This is a genomic window from Leptolyngbya sp. AN02str (genome assembly GCF_050565595.1).
GTDB lineage: Bacteria > Cyanobacteriota > Cyanobacteriia > Elainellales > Elainellaceae > Kaiparowitsia.
On sequence record NZ_JBNXVR010000023.1, the window covers coordinates 68620 to 88622 of the forward strand.

Below are 20003 nucleotides of genomic sequence, written 5' to 3' on the forward strand. Positions count from 1 at the left end.
CGAATCACCAAAGACACCGTAGACTGAATAAGGCCAAACGCCAAGCCTATCTTTCCATCCAGCATCTCACCACCGTTCAATCTCATCAAATCTCATCTATATCTCGAATCTCACGAACCTTTACAGACCTGGACCCATCTTCAAACCTATGGCAGCAAAAATTCCCGTCACCATCGTTACCGGTTTTCTAGGCAGCGGCAAAACAACCCTCATTCGCCATGTTTTACAAAACAATCAGGGACGCCGCATTGCCGTATTAGTAAACGAATTTGGTGAACTGGGAATTGATGGCGAGCTGCTGCGATCGTGCCAGGTTTGTGACGATGACCCCGGAACCGAGGGCCGTGTTGTCACACCGACCCAACCCGAAATTGTAGAACTCACAAACGGCTGCCTATGCTGCACCGTACAAGAAGAATTTTTGCCCACCATGCTAGAGCTGCTCAAGCGGCGCGACAGCCTGGATTGCATCCTCATTGAAACATCGGGACTAGCCCTACCCAAACCCCTGGTCAAAGCCTTTCGCTGGCCCGAAATTCGCAATGCAGCCACCGTGGATGGTGTGGTAACCGTGGTGGACTGTGAAGCCGTTGCCCGTGGAACTCTAGCCGCCGACCTGGCCGCTCTAGAAGCCCAGCGTCAAGAAGATCCCAACATGGATCACGAAACGCCTCTTCAGGAATTGTTTGAAGATCAGCTTGCCTGTGCTGACTTGGTGATGTTGAGCAAAACCGATCTGGTCGATGCGGCAGAGCTGAATCAGGTCAAGGCTCAGGTGCAGGCCGAGTTGCCTCGTGCGGTCAAACTCGTCGAGAGCGATCGCGGCCAGGTAGATCCCAACATTTTGCTGGGTTACAACGCTGCGGTCGAAGATCATTTAGAGCAACGCCCCAGCCACCACGATCACGAAGAAGAGCACGATCACGACGATGACATTATCTCCGTTCACGTTCAGCTCGATCGCAGCTTTGAACCCGAATCGTTGCTCCAACAGCTCAAAATGCTGATCCAACAGCAGGAAATTTATCGGCTCAAGGGCTTTGTATCCGTTCCCAATAAGGCGCTAAGGCTGGTGGTACAAGGGGTGGGCGATCGCCTAGAGCACTACTACGATCGCCCGTGGGGTGCAGAAGAAGCCAAGGAAACACGCCTCGTATTTATTGGCCGTGGAATCGATCAGCATCATATTGAAACTCAGCTCAGCGCTCGCTAGTGGCCAAAACCTCATGAATGTCAGTTTCGGTTAAGAGCTTTTCTGAGGGTTGCGCGACGCGCAACCCTCAGAAAAGCCTATTTTTGCGTGCGCGACGCGCACGCAAAAATAGGCACTTCAGCTTATCCAAAACTCAGGTTCATTACCTGAACTCTATCGCTAGAGAGTCCGCATCCCCCGGATGGATCACCCAACTTGGGGGATGGCAACCCCTAAACTGTGTAATACCGTAGAGGCATGGGCGATCGCCTCTTCAACGATCAGACGTGAACCCGCCACACGACTTCCGGCTAACTTCAAGGAGTTCATACCATGATTGCCGCCCTTATTTTATTTGCAAGCTACGGAATCATTGCTGCAGTCTTTGTATCCAAAGTCGGCCAGCCTCAGTAGCAGTCAAAACGACCACCCACATTGCAAACAAGATGTGCGAAAAGACAAAAAAAATCCCTGGTATTGCCAGGGAAAAGACAGGAGTAACAACCACTAATCACAAAGTTGCAAGGAGGAGAAGCAGGTGGCTAGAAAAAGCCATGTCCTCGTAGCACCTCAACCACTCTTCAGGCTCGAATGACTATCCTCAGCACTCTTTTGCAAAAGACTTTGTGAACCTTTGATTGTCATCATACAACCTGAAACCCGTTATAAACTGCATTTTCTTGCACATTCTGCAGTAAATGCTTGTTTTTTGTTGATGACTTTGGTGAGTTTTTCGCCGTATTCGTAGCGTTGTGCTGCTTTTGCACGCTGTAGAGATCGGTAATTCTTAGGTAAATTTTAATCAAGCTCAACAGCCCAATTCTCGCCCATCGGCTTAGGAGATTGGGCTGTTTCTGTTGCTCTGAACGCTGTTTCTGTTGAGCTGGTATTGCGCCATCCACCTGAAGCAATTCAGCGATAAATTCCACGAGTCAACGCCGCTATTTTGTGAATTTTGCATATTAATTTTGCAGCAGCATGGAATCGGCGGTGCACAAGATGTATTTCCAACACAGGGAATCGTCAACCCAACTTTGCTTAATGATTGAGCCCAGTTTTTAAAGCTGTGACGATGATCCAGGTTGATGTATTCATTCCTTGAATGTAGAGGCTACTTTAGATTAAGCGCAGTCTATCAGTTGGTTAACAGACAGAGTCATGGAAGCGAGAATTGAGCGTGCACTGCAAGGACTGTTGAGCGTTTACAACGGCTGGATCTTATGGAATTTATTCCTTGCTTTTATTCCTCTGGCCCTTAGTTTTTGGTTGTTTCGCTATGCCCCGCCACGTCGCAATTTCGTGTGGTGGAGCCTCTTTGTTGTGTTCATTGCCTTTTTGCCAAATGCACCCTACATGCTCACCGATATCATTCATCTCATTCGCGGCACCCAGCGCGGATATGATGCATGGGCGATCGCACTATTGGTCATTCCACTGCATGTCAGTGCAATTTTAAGTGGCTTCGAAGCTTATGTTATTGCCCTGATCAACCAAAGCTATTACCTCAAGCAGCAGGGGGTAAAGCACTGGATTTCCGTGTGTGAACTTCTTACCCATGCCCTCTGTGCGATCGGCATTTACTTGGGGCGATTTCGCCGTTACAACAGTTGGGATTTAGTCACAGAACCCGGCACAATCTTTGCACGCACGTTGGATGATCTCACCTCACAACAGCCCATCGTCGTCATGCTCATTACATTTCTGATCCTGACGGTACTTTATTGGATCATGAAACAAATTACGCTAGGGTTATACCTTCGATACCGCTTCACTCGCTTGGGAGATGATGGACTCGGCTAAATGGGACGCCGCGTAACAACGTAGAAGCCGCAGTGCATACCTTGTAATCGTGTATGCAAACAACCGTGCAATTGAGTTCGTCTCAACATCTGCTTCACGCGGACGCATCTATCACTAAATATATCGCCAGAGAAATTTAAGCCATGTCATTTAGAGCGAAGCTTTGTTGAACGAAAGCTTCGCTTTGTTATAAATGATACAACCCCAACTCTTAATTTTTAGACACCGCTTCCATATATTCTGACTAATAAAAAATTACCCCCCTTAAAACAAAGTTCTGAGTAACAAACGGTTTTGCAATTTTGTATGCTGTTGCATCTTCAACCTGTCTAACTGGTCATGACTGTGGTGTTGCGATCGCCACCCTCTATCCCGGTACCCAAGTTGAATGAAACTTGCTATAGTCATGGCGCATCAGCGGTGTCGTTTTTACTCACAGTCTCATCTACATAGCGTTGTTGAAGGTTAAATAAACCGGAATTGATTTCGGTTCATTCAATCTTGTTGTTCCCGATTACAACAGCGCTTAAGCCAGTTAGAAACTCATGCAGTGCATTCATTTGTCGTAAACAACACTAACGGCAAACCGCACCCAAACCTCAAAACGTTGCACAAAATGCATCGGTTCTAACGGTCATAGATTCTAGGGTTGACATCTCTGCACAAACATTACGTGCGTTTTTCCTGGATCTAGCACAGCCTAGGCCCACACAATCTCCAAATGAACCGTCAGCAGTTGGTACGAACCAACCGCTCAGTTAGGTTGTCCAAGCGCATGCAGCCATCCTGCGCTGCATCCCCGTCTCAACCAAGCCCAACAATGTGGCGATGCGATCGCTAAAGCATGCCCCTCCCCAAGGGAAATGCTATCCGCCCGTCTGTTCAAACAACGCTGCCCTCCCCGTTCAAGCCTATGAGCACCAACTTATTTCCTAGTGATCCGCTGTTCAACCAGCAGTGGTACTTGCTCAACACCGGACAAACCGGCGGAACACCCGGTATGGATCTGAATGTTGTTCCCGTTTGGAACGACTACACCGGGCAAAACATTACCGTCGCCATTTTGGATGATGGCGTGGACTACACCCACTCCGAAATCAACGATAACTACAACATGGCGATCGATTACGACGCCACCCAAAAAGATAGCGACCCAGAGCCTAGCAACGTGAGCGACAACCACGGAACCTCTGTGGCCGGCATCATTGGAGCCGAAAAAGGAAACGGAGAAGGCGGCATTGGCGTCGCCCCTGAGGCCACTTTGGCAGGCATTCGCATGGACTATGACAGTGCCACAGCCCTGAGCGACACAGCCGATGCCCTGAACCAAATGGCCAGCTTTGACATCGTGAATAACAGTTGGGGATACATCGCATCATTTAGCGATAACTTTTTGCAGCCCATCTTTCAACCGTTGCAAGCGGCACTGGTCAAGGCGGTAGCAACCGGGCGCAATGGTCGGGGAACCGTGATTGTATTTGCTGGCGGCAACAACCGAAGCGATGGAGATAGTGCAAATTATCACAATCTAGAAAACTCTCGATTTACGATCGCTGTTGCCGCCCTCAACCATGTCGGTAGTTATGCCTCCTACAGCAGTCCCGGAGCCAATCTCTTGGTATCAGCATTTGGAGGCGATCAAACCACTGACAACATCCTCACCATCGATCGGGTGGGTTCCAGTGGCTACACCACCACTAACTACGAAACCAACTTTGGTGGAACATCGGCCTCGGCACCCATGGTTTCAGGCGTTGTAGCGCTCATGCTACAGGCCAATCCCAGGCTAGGGTATCGCGATGTGCAAACTATTTTGGCCTACACGGCTCGCCAAACCGATGCCACCAGTCCCGGATGGGCACTTAATGGAGCCACCAACTGGAACGGCGGAGGGCTGCACGTCAGCCATGACTATGGCTTTGGTTTGGTGAATGCGTTGGCGGCGGTGCGGTTGGCAGAAACCTGGACCTTACAACACACACTGGCCAACGAGCAAAAGCGGAGCGCTAGCCGCACGCCCAATCTTGCCATTCCTGATTTGGGCAGTGTGTCAGATAGCATCACGATCGCAAACGGATTCTTGCTGGAGCATGTTGAGGTAACACTGGAGCTAGATCACACGTACATTGGCGACCTAACGGTTACTTTGACATCGCCCAAGGGTACACAAAGCATCCTGCTGGCCAAACCCCCAGCCTCGGACACCAGCGGGTTGAAGTATACGTTTAGCTCAACCCATTACTGGGGCGAGAGCAGCACAGGTCAATGGACTTTGGCCGTTCGCGATGACCTGGAAAACGACACAGGTATGCTCAAAAACTGGACGTTAAACCTGTACGGCAGTCCCGTCCAGCCAAATACAACTTATGTCTATACCGATGAATTCGGCACGTTTGCAGATGACCCAAGACGCAGTTCGCTGAGTGACACAGGCGGGGTAGATACGCTGAATGCGGCAGCTGTGACGAACGGCTCTGTGGTTGATCTGGCTCCTGGCAGCACGAGTCTAATTGCGGGGCAGAGCTTGAGTATGACCCCCACTACCGTGATTGAACATGCTGTTGGAGGGGATGGGAACGATGTGCTGAGAGGAAATGCTGCGGTCAATTGGCTCCGTGGTGGTCGAGGAAGTGACATGATAAACGGGTTTGGCGGCAACGATACGCTGAACGGTGGTGCAGACAATGACTGGTTGGCAGGTAATGCCGGAAATGATGTACTACAGGGCGCGAATGGTAACGACACCCTATGGGGCGGCGTGGGGAATGACACTCTAACGGGGAACAAAGGAGGCGATCGCTTTGTATTTCAGTCTGTCGCGGCGTTTAATCCAATGAGTTTTGGCCTGGATACCGTGACAGATTTTGTGAGTGGCAGCGATCGCATTGTGTTGAGTAAAACTAGCTTTGCCGCACTCAAAAGTATCGTTGGCTATGGGTTTAGCATTGGCAGCGAATTTGCCAGTGTGGCAAACGATGGAGCGGTAGCTGGCAGTGCCGCGTTGATTGTGCATAGCCAAACCAGTGGCCGCATTTTTTACAATGCCAATGGAGGACAAGCCGGACTCGGCTCCGGTGCGGCATTTGCCGTATTGTCAACGGGAATCAAGCCGCTGGCGGGTGATTTTATTTTGCAGGCGTAGCGGCAGAAACAGGTAGCCTACTGGGCGATCGCGCTTTGGGGGCAGAGCAGTGCTACCAGGGGCTGAAAGCTCCTAGATTCCTGCATGATTGTTCAACGATTCATGCAGGAATCTAGTGTATAAACTTCTACAGAGACTTTAGATACCTGAGACTGTTTGTGAAGATTGGGCAAGAGATGGGTACTCTAAGCGGGCCTGCCTAGAAGTGGGGTGCACTCTTCCAAGAGCGGGGCAATGGACTGCACATGGTTTAGCAGTGTTGCGAATCAGGGTTTGACCTTAGCCGATGGCGTTCTAGCATTTCGCACAGATGTTAGTCATCGACAGTACCTTGTAATGATATGTTAGGAATCGGCATAAAAATACAACAAACATTAAGCAGGCTTACTTAGACACTGCTCATTCAGCCATTAGCCCCCCACATGTTCTCACACGTCACAGGTTCGCTGATTGCTCATGCTGAAGCTTTTGCCGCTGATCCCGCTTGCCCAAGTTCTTATCCAGCCTGCACCTGTCCTCCCACCTCCGGTTGTTCAGCCGATTTTGCAACCGCAAGAAGTGCGGGCGTTGCCCGGAGAACTGGATGAAGTTCCCGTTTTTAATAGCAACAGCCCCGAAGTTGTGCAGCAAGCAGGCATCTTGCTTTCAACCTTTCCAAAAGATGGACGGCGATCGCCCTCAGCCCATCTAGAGCACACCTTTGAAGGACGGTTTGACATTTTTGCGCATCACATTGCCCGAGGGTTAACCCCCAACGATGTGCGAACCTTATTCATTGGCATCTTGCTGCACAACCCCAGCGATCGGCCCGTCACGGTCGATGTGCTGCAAGCGGTGACCTATCTCAGCCAAGAAGCCCCCTTTCACAACCTACCCTCTTACGTTTTGAATTCCAACGGCTCGGTATTTGCTGGGCCGGGCAGTCGTACCACCACCGATATGCTTCGGGGCGTTCGTCAGGGCATTATTCCCGAGCGCATTGTGCTTGCTCCAGGTTCAACTCAACTGCTGGCGAATTTGCCCATTCCGCTGCGCAGCCTAGAGCTATTTCGCAATGGTGCGCCTCTTCCTCAAGATGTTGGGCTTGATGCCGCCGAAGCATTGAACCCTTTTCCTGGCGAACCACAGCCCGGTGCGGCAGCGGTGCCTCCTCGCCGAGAGCTGCCCATTAACGGGCGCACCGCACAAATGTATTTGTCCAGCGATGGCCCTGTCCACATTGCCAGCTTAGGCATGCACGCAAAGGTCACCAGCACGGGGGTGGAGCGTGCACCATCTTTGGCTGAGTGGATGGAATTGCTCGACCAAGGAAACTTGGCAGGCCCACGGGATATCGCCCCCAGTCCGCCGAATGCGCGTCGGCAGGGGAGATTCTTCTATGGTCGCGTTGCAGGGGTATCTCAAGGGTCGCGATGGGAAGCGCTCCTCACAGACTCGGAACGCGATAGCCATCTCACCATTCCAGAACCGGGTGAGGCTATTTCGTTTGCGATTAGCACGGTTGATAACAATACGCTGGGAACCGGGCAAATTCAAAGTGCCCCGATGCTTCAGCGCTATTCGGATACAGCGTATCGCTCCCATGGCAACTATGGGGTGCACTACAACCTGAGGCTGCCGCTCAGAAATGACAGCGATCGCCCACGACAGGTTGCCATTCTGTTTCAAACGCCGATTAAAGACGAGCAGTTGCGCGGCCAAGGGTTGCGATTTCTGAACCCGCCGCAAGACCGAATCTTTTATCGGGGCACTATTCGCTTGCGCTATCGCAACGATTGGGGCGTTTTGCAAACCCGCTATGTGCACGTGGTGCAGCGTCGGGGGCAACAGGGCGAACCGTTGATCACGCTACAGTTGCGCCAGGGCGATCGCCGCGAGGTTGAGGTTGATTTCTTCTACCCGCCCGATGCCACGCCACCCCAAGTGCTGACAGTGCAAACGTTGGATGGTGACACCATTCCCAATCCCGATTCTGACGGTGCACCTGTGCTCAGCAGCCAACCAACCAGCCTTCAGCCTGCGCTTCCCGAAGCGATCGATACTCTGGTGCCCAACGACTAGGCAAGCCAATTAGGGGCATTGCTAGCATATGATGCAGATGGCAGCGCTTGCTTTTACCAAGCCAATGCGCTTGTCATGTTTACAGCGCATCAAGCACGAATGGACGGCATTTTCTGAGTTCTTGGCTTTGCAGGAGCTGTCAAAGCAACTGTCAAAACAGTTGTAGCCAAATCCATCGGGCGATCGCGATATCTGTAGGTAAAGTTGCTTTGCCTGCCAATGCTGTTATGGAATCAGATCAAACAAACCAACTTACTTCCAGTCAAGCCCACACCAGCGGCGTCATCATTCGAGAAATGGGAATCGACGACATTGCCCCGGTGTTTCACTTGGGCGAGGCTCTCTTCACCAGCGATTTATACCCCAATCTGTATCGCACTTGGGATGAGTGGGAGGTCATTGGCCAGTACAACACCGATCCAGAATATTGCCTGGTAGCCGAGGTTGATCATCAGGTGGCTGGCTTTGTGCTGGGAACCGTCTTTAACAAAGCCACCTGGGTGTATGGATACATCATTTGGCTGGGTGTGTCGCCCCAGTTTCAGCGGCGCGGCGTTGCCGATAAGCTCGTCGATAAAATTGTGGAGCGCATGATTGAGGAAGGGGTGCGCATTATGCTGGTGGATACCGACCCAGCCAACACGCCCGCCATCAAGTTCTTTACTCGCAAGGGCTTCAGCAATCCTCGCAAGCACGTCTACCTCTCCATGAACCTGAGCAAGCACGAATTCTACGGTCGGCTCATTGCCTATGAACGTGACAAGGCAGAGCGAGTACGACCCCGCAGACCCCGACGGATGTAGAGATCCCAAAAATTATGGCGGGCTAGCGGTTTAGTTAAGCAGTGGCTAATACTACACATCGCAGCTAATCATCTCTGCTCCGCTGTTCCAACGGGGGGTTTATCGCGCCCACAAACCATTTAGTAATATTGAATGGCGTTGATGTTGATAATCATGAACACTGAATCCTAAAACATCCCACTCCTGGTTCTTCTCATCTGGATCTTCACTGGCGATGAAAGCAATACCATACGGTAAGTCTGGTTGAGCCTCCCAATCTGGATAGAACATTTCGTCTGAATCATCGTAGAAAATTGGCATTCTTGCTTTCACGTCATGCATTGAGCTACCAATCGTAATTGAGTTGAACAGACAGCCCAAATAGCCTGCAAACAAGAAGATATTACACAGTTCACCATGGCTGTTGAAGTCTAACCGAACTGCATCATTGGCATAGTGTAAGGAAGACCAGTTCCTATTTTTGATGTACAAAACATCTCTACAGTTTTCAACGGCTTTAACAGAATTGAATCCTGGGCGCATCTCTTCTATTATTGCTGTCGCTATCACACGACTCATTTCTTCCAAACGCATTCCTAGTGAAAAACCTGCCGCAGAACTTCCAGGAATAATTGGTGCTTCAAGATCAAAGCAGGGTTGAACCATTATCGACTAGAAAAAGAGCTTACTAACCAGGAATTTAGCTACCTAACTAGAAGTTAGGCTGCAGATTAAGACATGACACGGATAAACTCTAGCGGGAGACCGTCGCTGTCAGCAATGAAGGTGACTTCGTAGACGCGATCGCCAATGATTTGTTGAGTGGGTTCCAGCAGGACTTTGAGCGGCTTCAGTGAAGACGTTGGCTCTTGACTAGCGGCCTCGAAGCTGGCGCGCAGTTGTTCGAGCCAGTGGGGCAGATCATTAGTGTGGGCCGTCAGGTCAAATGAGAGATGGTAGTAACCCGTGTAGTGTTCGTCCCCAAAGGCATCAGCAGCGGGGCGTGGCTGGGGAATTTGAATTAGTTCAATGCGTCCACCCAAACCTTCCATCCAGCAAGCTAACGTAGTGCCTGCGGTAAATCGTTCGCACACAGTAAAGCCCAGACGCTCGTAAAAGGCGATCGCCCGAAAGATATCGGCAGTGCGAATCGAAGCGTGGTGCATAAATGCGCGAGTTGAGCAAAAGGAAGAAACACAGGTTAAACGAGGGGGCGATCGCCAGGTCACTTAATCCAACAACGAACACGCATCTTTATTCAAAAAGGCGGAAGTAGGGATAGCGAACTGGAGCCCCAGGCTCCTTTTCCAAGTCAAAATTGATGACATCCCAACAGGGCTCATCTTTCGGATCAGGGCTAAATTCCACAGGAAGGCCATACAGTCGCGGACGAGACGAGTCAGTTTGGCCGCGCCAAGGGGTGCTGCGCTCCAAATAGGTGCTGATTAAGTCTTGATAGCGGCGGGCAATAATAACCCGCGTGGCTCGATAGCCCTGGGTATATAGACGATCCAGCGCTTCGTGAATTTCGAACCGAATGCCATCAGGATGGGTATGCTGGCGATACCACTCATTGTTCCACCGTCGCCAATGGCGGCCTGACTGTAGGTGCACAAGCTCACCTGTGTCGGGGTTTGCCTCAAACGCGCCGTGCCGTGGACAGAGATAAGTATCGGTCAACGTCAACGCCGGGATGGTTTGGCGGCAGTGAGGGCACTGAATCTCCGGTCCAAAGATCGGATACTGTTGAGATAGATTCATCATGCGATCGCTACCGGCGTAATCTCCACATCATATCCACGGTGGCTTCATTATACTCCCTATGCTCGTTAGCCCGTTTCTCTCAAGGGTTGAATTTATCGAGATTTGAACAATCCGGCACACAGCCTCATCAAGTAAGGGTTAAACCCTCCTGAATCTGCAATATTGCAGCCGACGTTCATCAACCGCCATCATCATGCCCGACCTTCTGTCCAAATATTCAGGTTCAGTCGTATTCTGATGGTTTCGGCAACGGTTGCCATCTCAAACGGTTGCCATTTCACAAATTTATCCTTGTTGGTTGGAGTGTGCGATCGTGTCTTTTTGGTTACCCCCTGATGTGTCTCAGGCAGCTTTTGTTGCTCCAAATGCAACGGTAATGGGCCAAGTTACCCTTGCTGAAGGCTCAAGCGTGTGGTATGGGGCTGTTGTTCGCGGCGATGTAGAGCAAATTGTGATTGGGCCTTATACCAATGTGCAAGATGGAGCAGTGCTCCATGGCGATCCGGGGCTGCCTACGGTGCTAGAAGCTTACGTTACCGTTGGGCACCGAGCAGTCATTCACAGTGCCCATGTGGAAGCAGGCAGTCTGATTGGCATCGGCGCAACTGTGCTCAATGGAGTTCGGGTTGGGGCGGGCAGCATTGTGGGGGCGGGCTCGGTGGTCACGAAAGATGTACCTGAGCGATCGCTCGTCGTAGGCGTTCCAGCCAAGGTGCTGCGCCAACTTTCAGAGGAAGAAGCCGCCGACCTGATTGACCACGCAAAACGCTACGCAGCGTTGGCCCAAGTGCATGCCGGAAACGGTACCGACCTGGGCTTTTACCCATCAACAGGCTCACCGACCTAACACCAGCACCCCAATTCCTCACAAAACAGAACATGATTTCTCATTTTTCTCCTATCTGAAGGAAGAAGAATTCACAATTTTTTGCCGGATAATTGCGCCAAATGGGCATTCCAAATAATAATGTAAGAGTATGAGAACCTTTTATAAATCTTAAGGGGAGGATCTGAGATGGACTGGCGTGTACTTGTTGTGTTATTGCCCGTCATTCTGGCAGCAAGTTGGGCTGGCTACAACATTGCGCAGGCTGCTCTCAAGCAAGTTCAAACCTTGCTGAAGCGTTCCTAGTTAGAGCTTCCAACCCAAGCAACCCGACGCAATTTTCCGTAAATGCCGAGCGCTCATATGAGCACTCGGCATTTTTCATGCATTTCTCATATTGACCATTGCTTTAAAGTTGCAATGGACTTACGCAAGTCCACTAAATCTGGTGTGTTGTGGGTGGGGTGCGAAGCACCCCACCCACAACACACATGCGTAAGTCCTGTTGCAGTCTCAGAATCTCGGTATCAGCAATTACATAACTGCTAGGAAAACCCACGTTGAAAGAACGGCCCTAACAGGAATGAAAGGGAGCCCACGCAAACGGTGACTCCCTTTCATCTTGTTGATTCAGATAGAACTGATGCACTTCATCCGAAAAACCAGGGGTTTGAATGATGTTTGGGGCGCTAAGCGCCTCAAACATCATTCAACTGCATAAATCCCGCCAAAGTTAAACCCACAGTTCACTCCAGTGTCTTGCTCAGGCTTTCACAATGGAGAGTCCACAAATGGATTTTGGCTTTGCAAGAGGCACGCCGCCATTAGATCGCGCTTAGACAAAGTAGTTGTTTGCGTTCAGCACGCCTGCGGTCGTTGCAGCCAAGCGGAAGTAGTTGATGGCCGAAATTTTGACCACAAAATCACTTCCTGCGTCAAAGGCTGCATTGTCATTATTCACGGCTAGGTGTGTCACGCCTTGCCAGTTGAAGAAGACAGCTTCATTTGCAGATAAGGTTTGTGCCCCGGCGTCAAACTGGTTTTTGTCAGCAAAGGCTGCGATCGCGGCTTGGGTCAAGTCCACTCCGTTGACGACACCCGCGTTAAACAGGCCAGTCGGCTTATTGGTCGCAACAAGGCTATTGGTAAAGCTGAAGGAGATGCGATCGCCACCCTCAAAGTTAATTCCTGTAATTTCATCCAGTTCACCCACCCGAGATTGGGCCAGGGCATCTTCCTGATTAATTCCCAAAAAGGAGAATCGATCGGCACCTGGGCCTCCAGTCAACACATTTGTGCCACCACCAGACGACACCAACGTATCGTTGCCTTCGCCACCGACCAGCACATCGTTACCAGCCCCCGCCAAAAGCACATCATTACCAGCATCGCCAAACAACGTGTCATTTCCACTGCCGCCTAGCAGCACATCAGCATCGATGCCACCTCGAATGCGATCGTTTCCATTTTCTCCCAGTAACGTGTCATTGCCCTGACCACCAAAGATAACGTCGACACCATCTCCGCCTCGAACATCATCGTTGCCAGATTCTCCCGAAAGCGTATCGTTGCCGCCGAAGCCAAACAGCGTGTCTAGACCATCGCCACCTCGGATAAAGTCATTGCCGTCTCCACCGCCAACGCGGTCGTTCCCCGCTTCACCCAGGATAGTATCGTCGCCAATCCCACCAAAGATGTTGTCATTCCCAACACCGCTCTGTAATAGATCAGCCCCGTCTCCACCACGGATGACATCATTGCCTGCTTCACCAAGAATCGTGTCATTCCCAGCATCACCCTGCAAAATATCAGTTCCATCGCCTCCACGCAGGATATCGTTGTCATCTCCCCCAAACAGCGTATCGTTGCCGCCGAAGCCAAACAGCGTATCTAGCCCATCGCCACCCCGAACAAAGTCGTTGCCATCGCCACCGCCGATGCGATCGTTCCCAGCGTCACCCAGGATCACATCATTGCCAATGCCGGCAAAGATGGTGTCATTCCCAGCACCACCCTGCAATAGGTCATCCCCGTTCTCGCCACGGATGACATCATTGCCTACTTCACCAAGAATCGTGTCATTCCCGGCATCGCCCTGCAAAAAGTCAGCTCCATCGCCTCCACGCAGGATATCGTTGTCGGCTCCCCCAAACAGCGTATCGTTGCCGCCGAGGCCAAACAGCGTATCTAGCCCATCGCCACCCCGAATGAAGTCGTTTCCGTCTCCACCGCCGATAAAGTCGTTGCCAGCTTCACCCAGGATTACATCATTGCCAAGGCCAGCAAAGATGGTGTCATTCCCAGCACCACTCTGCAATAGGTCATCCCCATCCTCACCACGGATGACATCATTGCCTGCTTCACCAAGAATCGTGTCATTCCCGGCGTCGCCCTGCAAAATATCAGCTCCATCGCCTCCACGCAGGATATCGTTATCAGCTCCCCCAAACAGCGTATCGTTGCCACCGAAGCCAAACAGCGTATCTTGGCCAATGCCTCCCTGAATCGAGTCATTGCCATCGCCACCGCCAATGCGGTCGTTGCCAGCCTCACCTAGAATGACATCGTTGCCAATGCCAGCAAAAATGATGTCGTTCCCGGTACCGCCCAAGATGGTGTCGCTGCCACTATCGCCACGGAGCAGATCGTTGCCATCGCCACCGTTAATCAGGTCAGGGCAGCCACCACCAAAAATAGTGTCATTTCCAGCAAAGCCGGAGATGGTATCTCGATTGTTCGTTCCGACCAAGCTGTCGTTGTTGGCTGTACCGTTAATGACCTCTCCAGGAAGACACTGGCCATCGGATAGGGATAAGGTTACCGTGGCTGGGGTTAGATCCGTTCCGCCACGGTTATCGGTAGCGGTGTAGGTGAAGGTAGCACCCGTAAAGCCATTTGCCGGCTGGAAGAAGAGCTGGTTTGCTTGCGCAGCCGTAATGACAGTGTTGGGGTTGGTAATGGCGATCGCCCCTGGTTGGCTAGGATTACCAATAAAGAGTTGCCCTTGGGCAGTCGGGGGAAGCTGCACAATTGTAAAGCTGGTAATCGTGTCATTATTGGGGTCAGACGCAGAAATTCCCGGAATCTGGACAGGGGCGCCGGGTGTCACCTCTGCGGATGTGTTATTCGTGACGGGCGGCTGATTCGTTCCAGCTGGTACAAGCGTATTGACATCAGTAACAGTGTTGTCCCCTGAATTTGGTTCATTGATTCCTGGGATGGGCGGCACTGTTACCGTGGTCGTCAACGTTGTTGGCGGTGTTGTATTGGGATTAATCGTTGGATCGACCGTACCAATGACCGTAATGGTTGTGGATTGACCGGGGGTGAGAGGGCCGGGAATCTCTGTAGTAATGTTGTTGGTTGCCGGGTTTCCATTCAACGTAATGTTGATAATGCCGGGTGGCAGGGTCACATTCACCGGAATGTTGATCACATCCAACTCGGTGCTGTTGTTGGTAATCGTGATGGTGTAGGTAACTTGCTGGCCGGGGGTCACCGTCGTGGTGTTGTCTGAGGATGTGACCTCGATATCAATCGTCGGGGTAGGAGTTGGCAGAGAACCAAAGTCATTGAACCGCAGCGTACCTCCACCATTTGCATTCAGAGTCTGAGCGATAAAGGTCGGTTGGCCGTTGGTGAGGTTAATGCGGTACAGGTTGTTTTCTCCTGAACCAACGTTGCCATCTCCATCTGGAGAGGTGACGTAGAGCTGACCATCAGACCCAAAGGCCAGCGAACCGGCCCCATCGTTGCCAACCAGGCCTGTATCGCCAATGTAGGTCGCCTGTAGCGTGGTGAGGTTGACACGATACAGTTGCAGCGTGATCGTTGTGCCAGCAACGTTGGGATTGTCAAAGTAAGTTGAGATAATCAGGCTATTAGGATCGTTTGGATCAAACGCCATGTCTCCTGTACCCGGTGGATTGGGAAACGTAGGAGTCCCTCCGGTAATCGTTCCCACCGTCGAAATGGCTCCAGTATCGGCGTTCACGGTAAACAGTTCGGCAGAACCGAGGGTGGCGGCATAAATCGTGCCGTTGGGCGCCTGCGCTAGTTTGACAAAGCTAGTTTGCCCAGACTGTGAGAGAACGGTGTTGGTTTCGGTAGTGGGATCCCAATAGGCGACTGTGCCAGCCGGATTGCCACCCCCAGATGCATTGGTGATGTAGTAGACACGGCCTGTAACTGATTCACGCGCGATCGCGGCACTTCCAGCAACGAGTGTGCCAACCTGCGTTGCTTGCCCAGTGGCTGTATCTAGAGTGTAGAGAACATTGCCAACGTTGGCGTAGAGCAGGTTGGGGAACGCGGTTGCCAACACTCCAGCATAGGAGGCGATCGCCTCTTCCTGAAATGCAAGAGCTGTGGTGATGGGGCGGGTGCTGTAGTCAAGCTCCCAATTACCGCCGAGCGAGGCTGCACCAACAAGAGTACTGGAGGCTGCGATCGCCGCTCCAGTGAGTTCAGCCAAATGATGGATAAAATTAATCCCTTCGGCGGTAGCCGCAACATTGCAACCATAGAGCAAAATTTCGGCTTGCGGTGCCAGCGCATGAGACCATTGGGCGATCGCCGTTGCATGCTCACCCAAGCTCGTATGGGTTAAGGCAGTGGAACCCAGCTGTAAACGACCGGGTTGTCCATGGGTCAAAACATGAACACTGTGAAGATCTCGATAGGTCGCAAGAATAGACGAAATTTGCCCAATCCCGCATTGGTTGGGTTCAAGAACAACGACAGTCACATGCTCGCGAACTGCGACAATGAGCTGTTGAGCATTGCTGACGGATGGGTCAACCAGCAGAAGATGTTGGAAGGAAGAAATATGCACAGTAAATGCCTCTTAAACAGCAGATTATGGACGCGAGTGAGCCTCACTCTGTCAGCCGGGGGACGATGAATGACCGCAACATCATGCAATGGCACCTCAGATAGGCCCAAGCCATGCATGTGGCGGAAAAAAATGGGAACGCTGACGAATAACTTAAGAGCAGTGAATCCTGTACTTCGCGCCCAGGCTGTAGTCTCAACAAGGAAGAAATTGCAGCGTTCCTAAATAGATAGTTGTTTCGAAATACGTACCGACTTAAACCCAACGTTCAAGCCTGCACTATTGCGACCTAATCCAGTAAACTTACTGTTTTTTTGTGAAAAGATGAACACCTGCGACAAAGATTTGCGGAAACTTGTCGAAATCTCCTAAATTTCCACCCCTAGCTTCGTTAATTTGTTACAAGCTGCTGGCTAAGGAAGCGAAGAGTTCGCTGCCACGCATCCTCTGCTGCCGCTGCTTGGTAAACTTCGGGACGAGTATCGTTAAAAAAAGCGTGGTCAGCATCGGCATACGTGTGAGACTCAATAGAGCCGCCTGCCGCTTGAATATCGGCTTTGAGCTGCTGCACCGCCTCGGGGGGTACAAAGCTATCCTTCTCTCCAAAGATGCCCAGCACCGGTGCCACTAGCTTAGAAAAGTCGGGCTTGACGTTGGGATGAATACCATAGAAATCGACCACGGCCCCCACCTGCTCGCTCAAGGTGGCGGTGAGCAGTGCAAGCTGGCCCCCCATGCAAAATCCAACCACCCCAATCGAGGAGCTAGTTACCGCCTCATGGTTGAGCAAAAAATCGATGGTGGTTTGCAGAGATTTGGCGGTTTGCTCAATATTGAGCGTCATTAACAAACGGCCCGCTTCGTCGGGCGAGGTGGTGGTGGTGCCCTGAAACAGGTCGGGGGCGATCGCCACATAGCCTGCCTCGGCAAAGCGATCGGCCACATCTTTGATGTGAGGAACGAGCCCCCACCACTCTTGCAACACAATCACACCTGGCCCTGTGCCCGATGCTGGAGTGGCCAAGTATCCAATGTTTAGAATGTCGGTTCCCATGGTGTTTTGTCGATGCGAATTTGTCGGTGTTCAATCATCAGAATGAGGTTCCAGACTGCTGGAACTCACGTTCTTGAGAGCTGGTTTGCCCTATAGGGTTTACGAGCCAATTTGCCTATTGGATTGTATCGGTATTGCCACAGTGGGAGAAATGGCAAGCGTCCAGCAGGATTGAGCCCAGCAGGCATAGAATGAAAATACTTTATTCACAATCTCTCAAGATTATTGCTGCAACCCAAGGCTATGACCGCAACTCACGCTACGACCGATCTCGCCACACTTGCTCAGCAAACCCGTGAGGCTGCTCGGCAGCTAGCGGTGTTGCCCACCGAGGCCCGTAATCGGGCGATCGCCGCCATGGCCCAAGCGCTGGAAGCCGCCACACCCGAAATTTTGGCAGCCAACGCCGAGGATTGCCGCATTGCGCTAGAAGAGGGGTTGGCAAAACCGCTGTACGGTCGGCTCAAGCTGGATGAGGCCAAGCTACAAGGGGCGATCGCAGGGGTGCGCGATGTGGAGCGGTTGGACGACCCCATTGGCCTCGTGCAAATTCATCGGGAGCTGGATGATGGGCTCGTACTCAAGCGGATCTCCTGTCCTTTGGGGGTGCTGGGTGTGATTTTCGAGTCGCGGCCCGATGCCTTGGTGCAAATTGCCACGTTGGCAATCAAATCTGGCAATGGCGTGATTTTGAAAGGTGGGCGAGAAGCGGTGCGATCGTGCGAAGCCCTGACTCGAGCCATTCATCAAGGCTTGGCCCAAGTGGGCATCGATCCGGCTGTGGTACGGCTGCTGACCACCCGCGAGGAAACCGTAGCGTTGTTGAAGCTGGATGGCCTAGTGGATTTAATTATTCCTCGGGGTTCCAACTCGTTTGTGCGGTTTGTGCAGGAGAATACGCGCATTCCGGTGCTGGGCCATGCGGATGGCATTTGTCACCTGTATGTGGATGCGGCGGCAGATGTTGCCCAGGCTGTCGCGATCGCCGTAGATTCCAAAACCCAATATCCTTCGGCCTGCAACGCGATTGAGACGCTGCTGGTACATCGGGCGATCGCGCCTGAGTTTTTGCCCCAGGTAGCCGCAGCGTTGCAAGGGCAATCGGTAGAGCTGCGAGGAGATACTGAAACTCAAGGCATTCTGACTGCAGTAGGAGTTGCGATTCACCCTGCAACAGAAGCCGACTGGGAAACGGAATACAGCGATCTGATTTTGGCGATTCGGGTGGTGGATTCACTGGAAATGGCGATCGCCCACATCAACACCTACGGGTCACGCCATACAGAGGCGATCGCGACGCAGGATGACCAAACGGCCAGCACGTTTAGGCATCAGGTCGATGCAGCGGGGGTGTTTCACAACTGTTCCACTCGATTTGCCGATGGATTCCGCTATGGTTTTGGAGCCGAAGTGGGCATTAGCACCCAAAAGATGCCACCCCGTGGCCCCGTTGGTTTAGAGGGGCTTGTGACATATAAATATTGGGTAACCGGCCAGGGGCATGTTGTTGCTCCTTATACGGGAGCCAACGCCAAACCCTTTACCCACAAGACCTTGTAGCGCTTGAGAGCCCTGCACCGACCTTTGGACGTTTTCTCGGTATTTGGTTTTCTGGCATCTATACTTGTTCGGCACCTAATCTTTTCCGGCATCTACTGTATCAGGAGTGCTATGCCTCTACCCAACGAGCAGCCCCTCTGGCGGGTCAATGCGGCCGATGTGTATCTTCCAATTTCCTATGACGGCTCGGTGGTTGGCTACTGTAAACCTGCATTTGCAGCCCGCATTATCGAAACGCTCAACGATGAGCAACGATATGCCAAGGCGTTGCAAATGGCCTGTGCAGACTTGGCACGGCGCACGGGGGGCGCAGCCGGAACCGCAGATTTGCTGATGGAGCGATATCTCAACCATGCAGAACAGCCGCGATCGGGGGTAAAGGCGATCGCTGTGTGGTTGAAAGATCGACAGGAAGAGCTGGACGTGAGCGATGCCGAGTTTGAGCGGTTTTGTGAATCCTATCGGCTCCCCAAGCGATCGCTCCAAGCCATTTACGCAGGCCACGAAATTGACAGCCGAGTGCTCACGCCCTTGGCGCGAATTTTGGGCTGCTCGGTTGAGGATGTGCTGACGGTACTAGAGGGTTCATCGCCATGAGTGACTGCATTGCAATTTCAAATCTTCGGGTGTATGGCTATACCGGCGTCTTTCCCGAAGAAAAAGCCCTGGGCCAGTGGTACGAGCTAGATCTCAAAATTTGGACGGATACCGCCAAAGCGGCCCAAACCGATGACATTACCGACACCTACAACTATGTAGAGGCGGTGGAGCAGGCGCGCAACCTAGTGCGCACGGCCCAGTTTAATTTGATCGAAAAACTGGCGGCGGCAGTCGCAGATATCCTGTTGCAATCATCCACCCAGGTTGAGCAGGTGCAAGTACGAGTCACCAAAGTTAGCCCACCGATTCCCGATTTTTCCGGCAAGGTTTCGGTAGAAATTACCCGCTCGGCAGCCTAAAGGCTGTCTGCGCTGTCAAACCATCAATT

At 51.9% G+C, this 20003-nt stretch carries 17 protein-coding genes; 10 read left to right on the forward strand and 7 right to left on the reverse strand.

Features of this window, described 5'->3' with window-relative positions; all coding sequences use genetic code 11:
• Positions 1-148 precede the first annotated feature (148 nt).
• On the forward strand, positions 149-1213 hold the full coding sequence (gene cobW / locus ACQ4M4_RS17430; protein WP_430685719.1) for a cobalamin biosynthesis protein CobW: 1065 nt from the start codon (positions 149-151) through the stop codon (positions 1211-1213).
• Positions 1214-1399: 186 nt separating this feature from the next.
• On the opposite strand, the gene ACQ4M4_RS17435 is transcribed toward cobW, so the two are convergent.
• Positions 1400-1522, reverse strand: coding sequence for a hypothetical protein (locus ACQ4M4_RS17435; RefSeq protein ID WP_430685720.1), 123 nt, complete (start codon positions 1520-1522; stop codon positions 1400-1402).
• A gap of 314 nt (positions 1523-1836) precedes the next feature.
• Positions 1837-2121 carry a hypothetical protein gene (locus tag ACQ4M4_RS17440; protein WP_430685721.1) on the reverse strand — a complete coding sequence of 95 codons (285 nt, stop codon included), beginning with the start codon at positions 2119-2121 and terminating at the stop codon, positions 1837-1839.
• A gap of 229 nt (positions 2122-2350) precedes the next feature.
• Here ACQ4M4_RS17440 and ACQ4M4_RS17445 point away from each other — a divergent pair, with 229 nt between their 5' ends.
• From ACQ4M4_RS17445 to ACQ4M4_RS17460, 4 genes are all read left to right on the forward strand, one after another.
• On the forward strand, positions 2351-2992 hold the full coding sequence (locus ACQ4M4_RS17445; protein WP_430685722.1) for a DUF1361 domain-containing protein: 642 nt from the start codon (positions 2351-2353) through the stop codon (positions 2990-2992).
• 913 nt (positions 2993-3905) lie between these two features.
• Positions 3906-6134 carry a S8 family serine peptidase gene (locus ACQ4M4_RS17450; protein ID WP_430685723.1) on the forward strand — a complete coding sequence of 743 codons (2229 nt, stop codon included), beginning with the start codon at positions 3906-3908 and terminating at the stop codon, positions 6132-6134.
• A 456-nt stretch (positions 6135-6590) separates the two neighbouring features.
• Positions 6591-8195 (forward strand): DUF3370 domain-containing protein, encoded by a 1605-nt coding sequence (locus ACQ4M4_RS17455; protein WP_430685724.1) that lies wholly within the window; start codon positions 6591-6593, stop codon positions 8193-8195.
• Between the two features lie 227 nt (positions 8196-8422).
• Entirely contained in the window at positions 8423-8998 is a 576-nt protein-coding gene (locus tag ACQ4M4_RS17460; RefSeq protein WP_430685725.1) for a GNAT family N-acetyltransferase, read from the forward strand.
• 99 nt (positions 8999-9097) lie between these two features.
• Here the strand turns inward: ACQ4M4_RS17460 and ACQ4M4_RS17465 are convergent, their stop codons facing one another.
• The 3 genes from ACQ4M4_RS17465 to ACQ4M4_RS17475 all read right to left on the reverse strand — a co-directional run bounded on the left by ACQ4M4_RS17465 (position 9098) and on the right by ACQ4M4_RS17475 (position 10741).
• The gene (locus tag ACQ4M4_RS17465; RefSeq protein WP_430685726.1) at positions 9098-9643 is read right to left on the reverse strand and encodes a hypothetical protein; all 546 of its coding nucleotides are present in this window, start codon (positions 9641-9643) and stop codon (positions 9098-9100) included.
• Between the two features lie 65 nt (positions 9644-9708).
• Positions 9709-10143, reverse strand: a complete 435-nt coding sequence (locus ACQ4M4_RS17470) for a VOC family protein (RefSeq protein WP_430685727.1) — start codon at positions 10141-10143, stop codon at positions 9709-9711.
• 88 nt (positions 10144-10231) lie between these two features.
• Positions 10232-10741 carry a TIGR02652 family protein gene (locus ACQ4M4_RS17475; protein ID WP_430685728.1) on the reverse strand — a complete coding sequence of 170 codons (510 nt, stop codon included), beginning with the start codon at positions 10739-10741 and terminating at the stop codon, positions 10232-10234.
• Between the two features lie 313 nt (positions 10742-11054).
• Between ACQ4M4_RS17475 and ACQ4M4_RS17480 the strand changes: the two genes are divergently transcribed.
• Both ACQ4M4_RS17480 and ACQ4M4_RS17485 read left to right on the forward strand, forming a co-directional pair.
• Positions 11055-11588, forward strand: coding sequence for a gamma carbonic anhydrase family protein (locus tag ACQ4M4_RS17480; protein ID WP_430685729.1), 534 nt, complete (start codon positions 11055-11057; stop codon positions 11586-11588).
• A 168-nt stretch (positions 11589-11756) separates the two neighbouring features.
• Positions 11757-11873, forward strand: a complete 117-nt coding sequence (locus ACQ4M4_RS17485) for a photosystem II protein Y (RefSeq protein WP_430685730.1) — start codon at positions 11757-11759, stop codon at positions 11871-11873.
• Positions 11874-12402: 529 nt separating this feature from the next.
• On the opposite strand, the gene ACQ4M4_RS17490 is transcribed toward ACQ4M4_RS17485, so the two are convergent.
• Both ACQ4M4_RS17490 and ACQ4M4_RS17495 read right to left on the reverse strand, forming a co-directional pair.
• Positions 12403-16401, reverse strand: coding sequence for a DUF4347 domain-containing protein (locus ACQ4M4_RS17490; protein ID WP_430685731.1), 3999 nt, complete (start codon positions 16399-16401; stop codon positions 12403-12405).
• A gap of 391 nt (positions 16402-16792) precedes the next feature.
• Positions 16793-17455 (reverse strand): dienelactone hydrolase family protein, encoded by a 663-nt coding sequence (locus ACQ4M4_RS17495; protein WP_430685732.1) that lies wholly within the window; start codon positions 17453-17455, stop codon positions 16793-16795.
• A gap of 243 nt (positions 17456-17698) precedes the next feature.
• On the opposite strand from ACQ4M4_RS17495, the gene ACQ4M4_RS17500 reads away from it, so the two are divergent.
• The 3 genes from ACQ4M4_RS17500 (at position 17699) to folB (ending at position 19974) form a co-directional block, all read left to right on the forward strand.
• Positions 17699-19015 (forward strand): glutamate-5-semialdehyde dehydrogenase, encoded by a 1317-nt coding sequence (locus ACQ4M4_RS17500; protein WP_430685733.1) that lies wholly within the window; start codon positions 17699-17701, stop codon positions 19013-19015.
• Positions 19016-19126: 111 nt separating this feature from the next.
• The gene (locus tag ACQ4M4_RS17505) at positions 19127-19612 is read left to right on the forward strand and encodes a hypothetical protein (RefSeq protein ID WP_430685734.1); all 486 of its coding nucleotides are present in this window, start codon (positions 19127-19129) and stop codon (positions 19610-19612) included.
• Entirely contained in the window at positions 19609-19974 is a 366-nt protein-coding gene (gene folB / locus ACQ4M4_RS17510; protein WP_430685735.1) for a dihydroneopterin aldolase, read from the forward strand. Before ACQ4M4_RS17505 ends, folB begins: the two co-directional genes overlap by 4 nt.
• Positions 19975-20003 lie beyond the last annotated feature (29 nt).

Bases quoted from the DNA above. Each gene is read 5' to 3' on its own strand.
- ACQ4M4_RS17455 (WP_430685724.1), top strand. From the start codon at position 6,591: ATGCTGAAGCTTTTGCCGCTGATCCCGCTTGCCCAAGTTCTTATCCAG.
- ACQ4M4_RS17485 (WP_430685730.1), top strand. From the start codon at position 11,757: ATGGACTGGCGTGTACTTGTTGTGTTATTGCCCGTCATTCTGGCAGCA.
- ACQ4M4_RS17435 (WP_430685720.1), bottom strand. From the start codon at position 1,522: ATGAACTCCTTGAAGTTAGCCGGAAGTCGTGTGGCGGGTTCACGTCTG.
- ACQ4M4_RS17500 (WP_430685733.1), top strand. From the start codon at position 17,699: ATGACCGCAACTCACGCTACGACCGATCTCGCCACACTTGCTCAGCAA.
- ACQ4M4_RS17505 (WP_430685734.1), top strand. From the start codon at position 19,127: ATGCCTCTACCCAACGAGCAGCCCCTCTGGCGGGTCAATGCGGCCGAT.
- ACQ4M4_RS17495 (WP_430685732.1), bottom strand. From the start codon at position 17,455: ATGGGAACCGACATTCTAAACATTGGATACTTGGCCACTCCAGCATCG.
- folB (WP_430685735.1), top strand. From the start codon at position 19,609: ATGAGTGACTGCATTGCAATTTCAAATCTTCGGGTGTATGGCTATACC.
- ACQ4M4_RS17465 (WP_430685726.1), bottom strand. From the start codon at position 9,643: ATGGTTCAACCCTGCTTTGATCTTGAAGCACCAATTATTCCTGGAAGT.
- ACQ4M4_RS17445 (WP_430685722.1), top strand. From the start codon at position 2,351: ATGGAAGCGAGAATTGAGCGTGCACTGCAAGGACTGTTGAGCGTTTAC.
- ACQ4M4_RS17470 (WP_430685727.1), bottom strand. From the start codon at position 10,143: ATGCACCACGCTTCGATTCGCACTGCCGATATCTTTCGGGCGATCGCC.
- ACQ4M4_RS17460 (WP_430685725.1), top strand. From the start codon at position 8,423: ATGGAATCAGATCAAACAAACCAACTTACTTCCAGTCAAGCCCACACC.
- ACQ4M4_RS17475 (WP_430685728.1), bottom strand. From the start codon at position 10,741: ATGATGAATCTATCTCAACAGTATCCGATCTTTGGACCGGAGATTCAG.
- cobW (WP_430685719.1), top strand. From the start codon at position 149: ATGGCAGCAAAAATTCCCGTCACCATCGTTACCGGTTTTCTAGGCAGC.
- ACQ4M4_RS17450 (WP_430685723.1), top strand. From the start codon at position 3,906: ATGAGCACCAACTTATTTCCTAGTGATCCGCTGTTCAACCAGCAGTGG.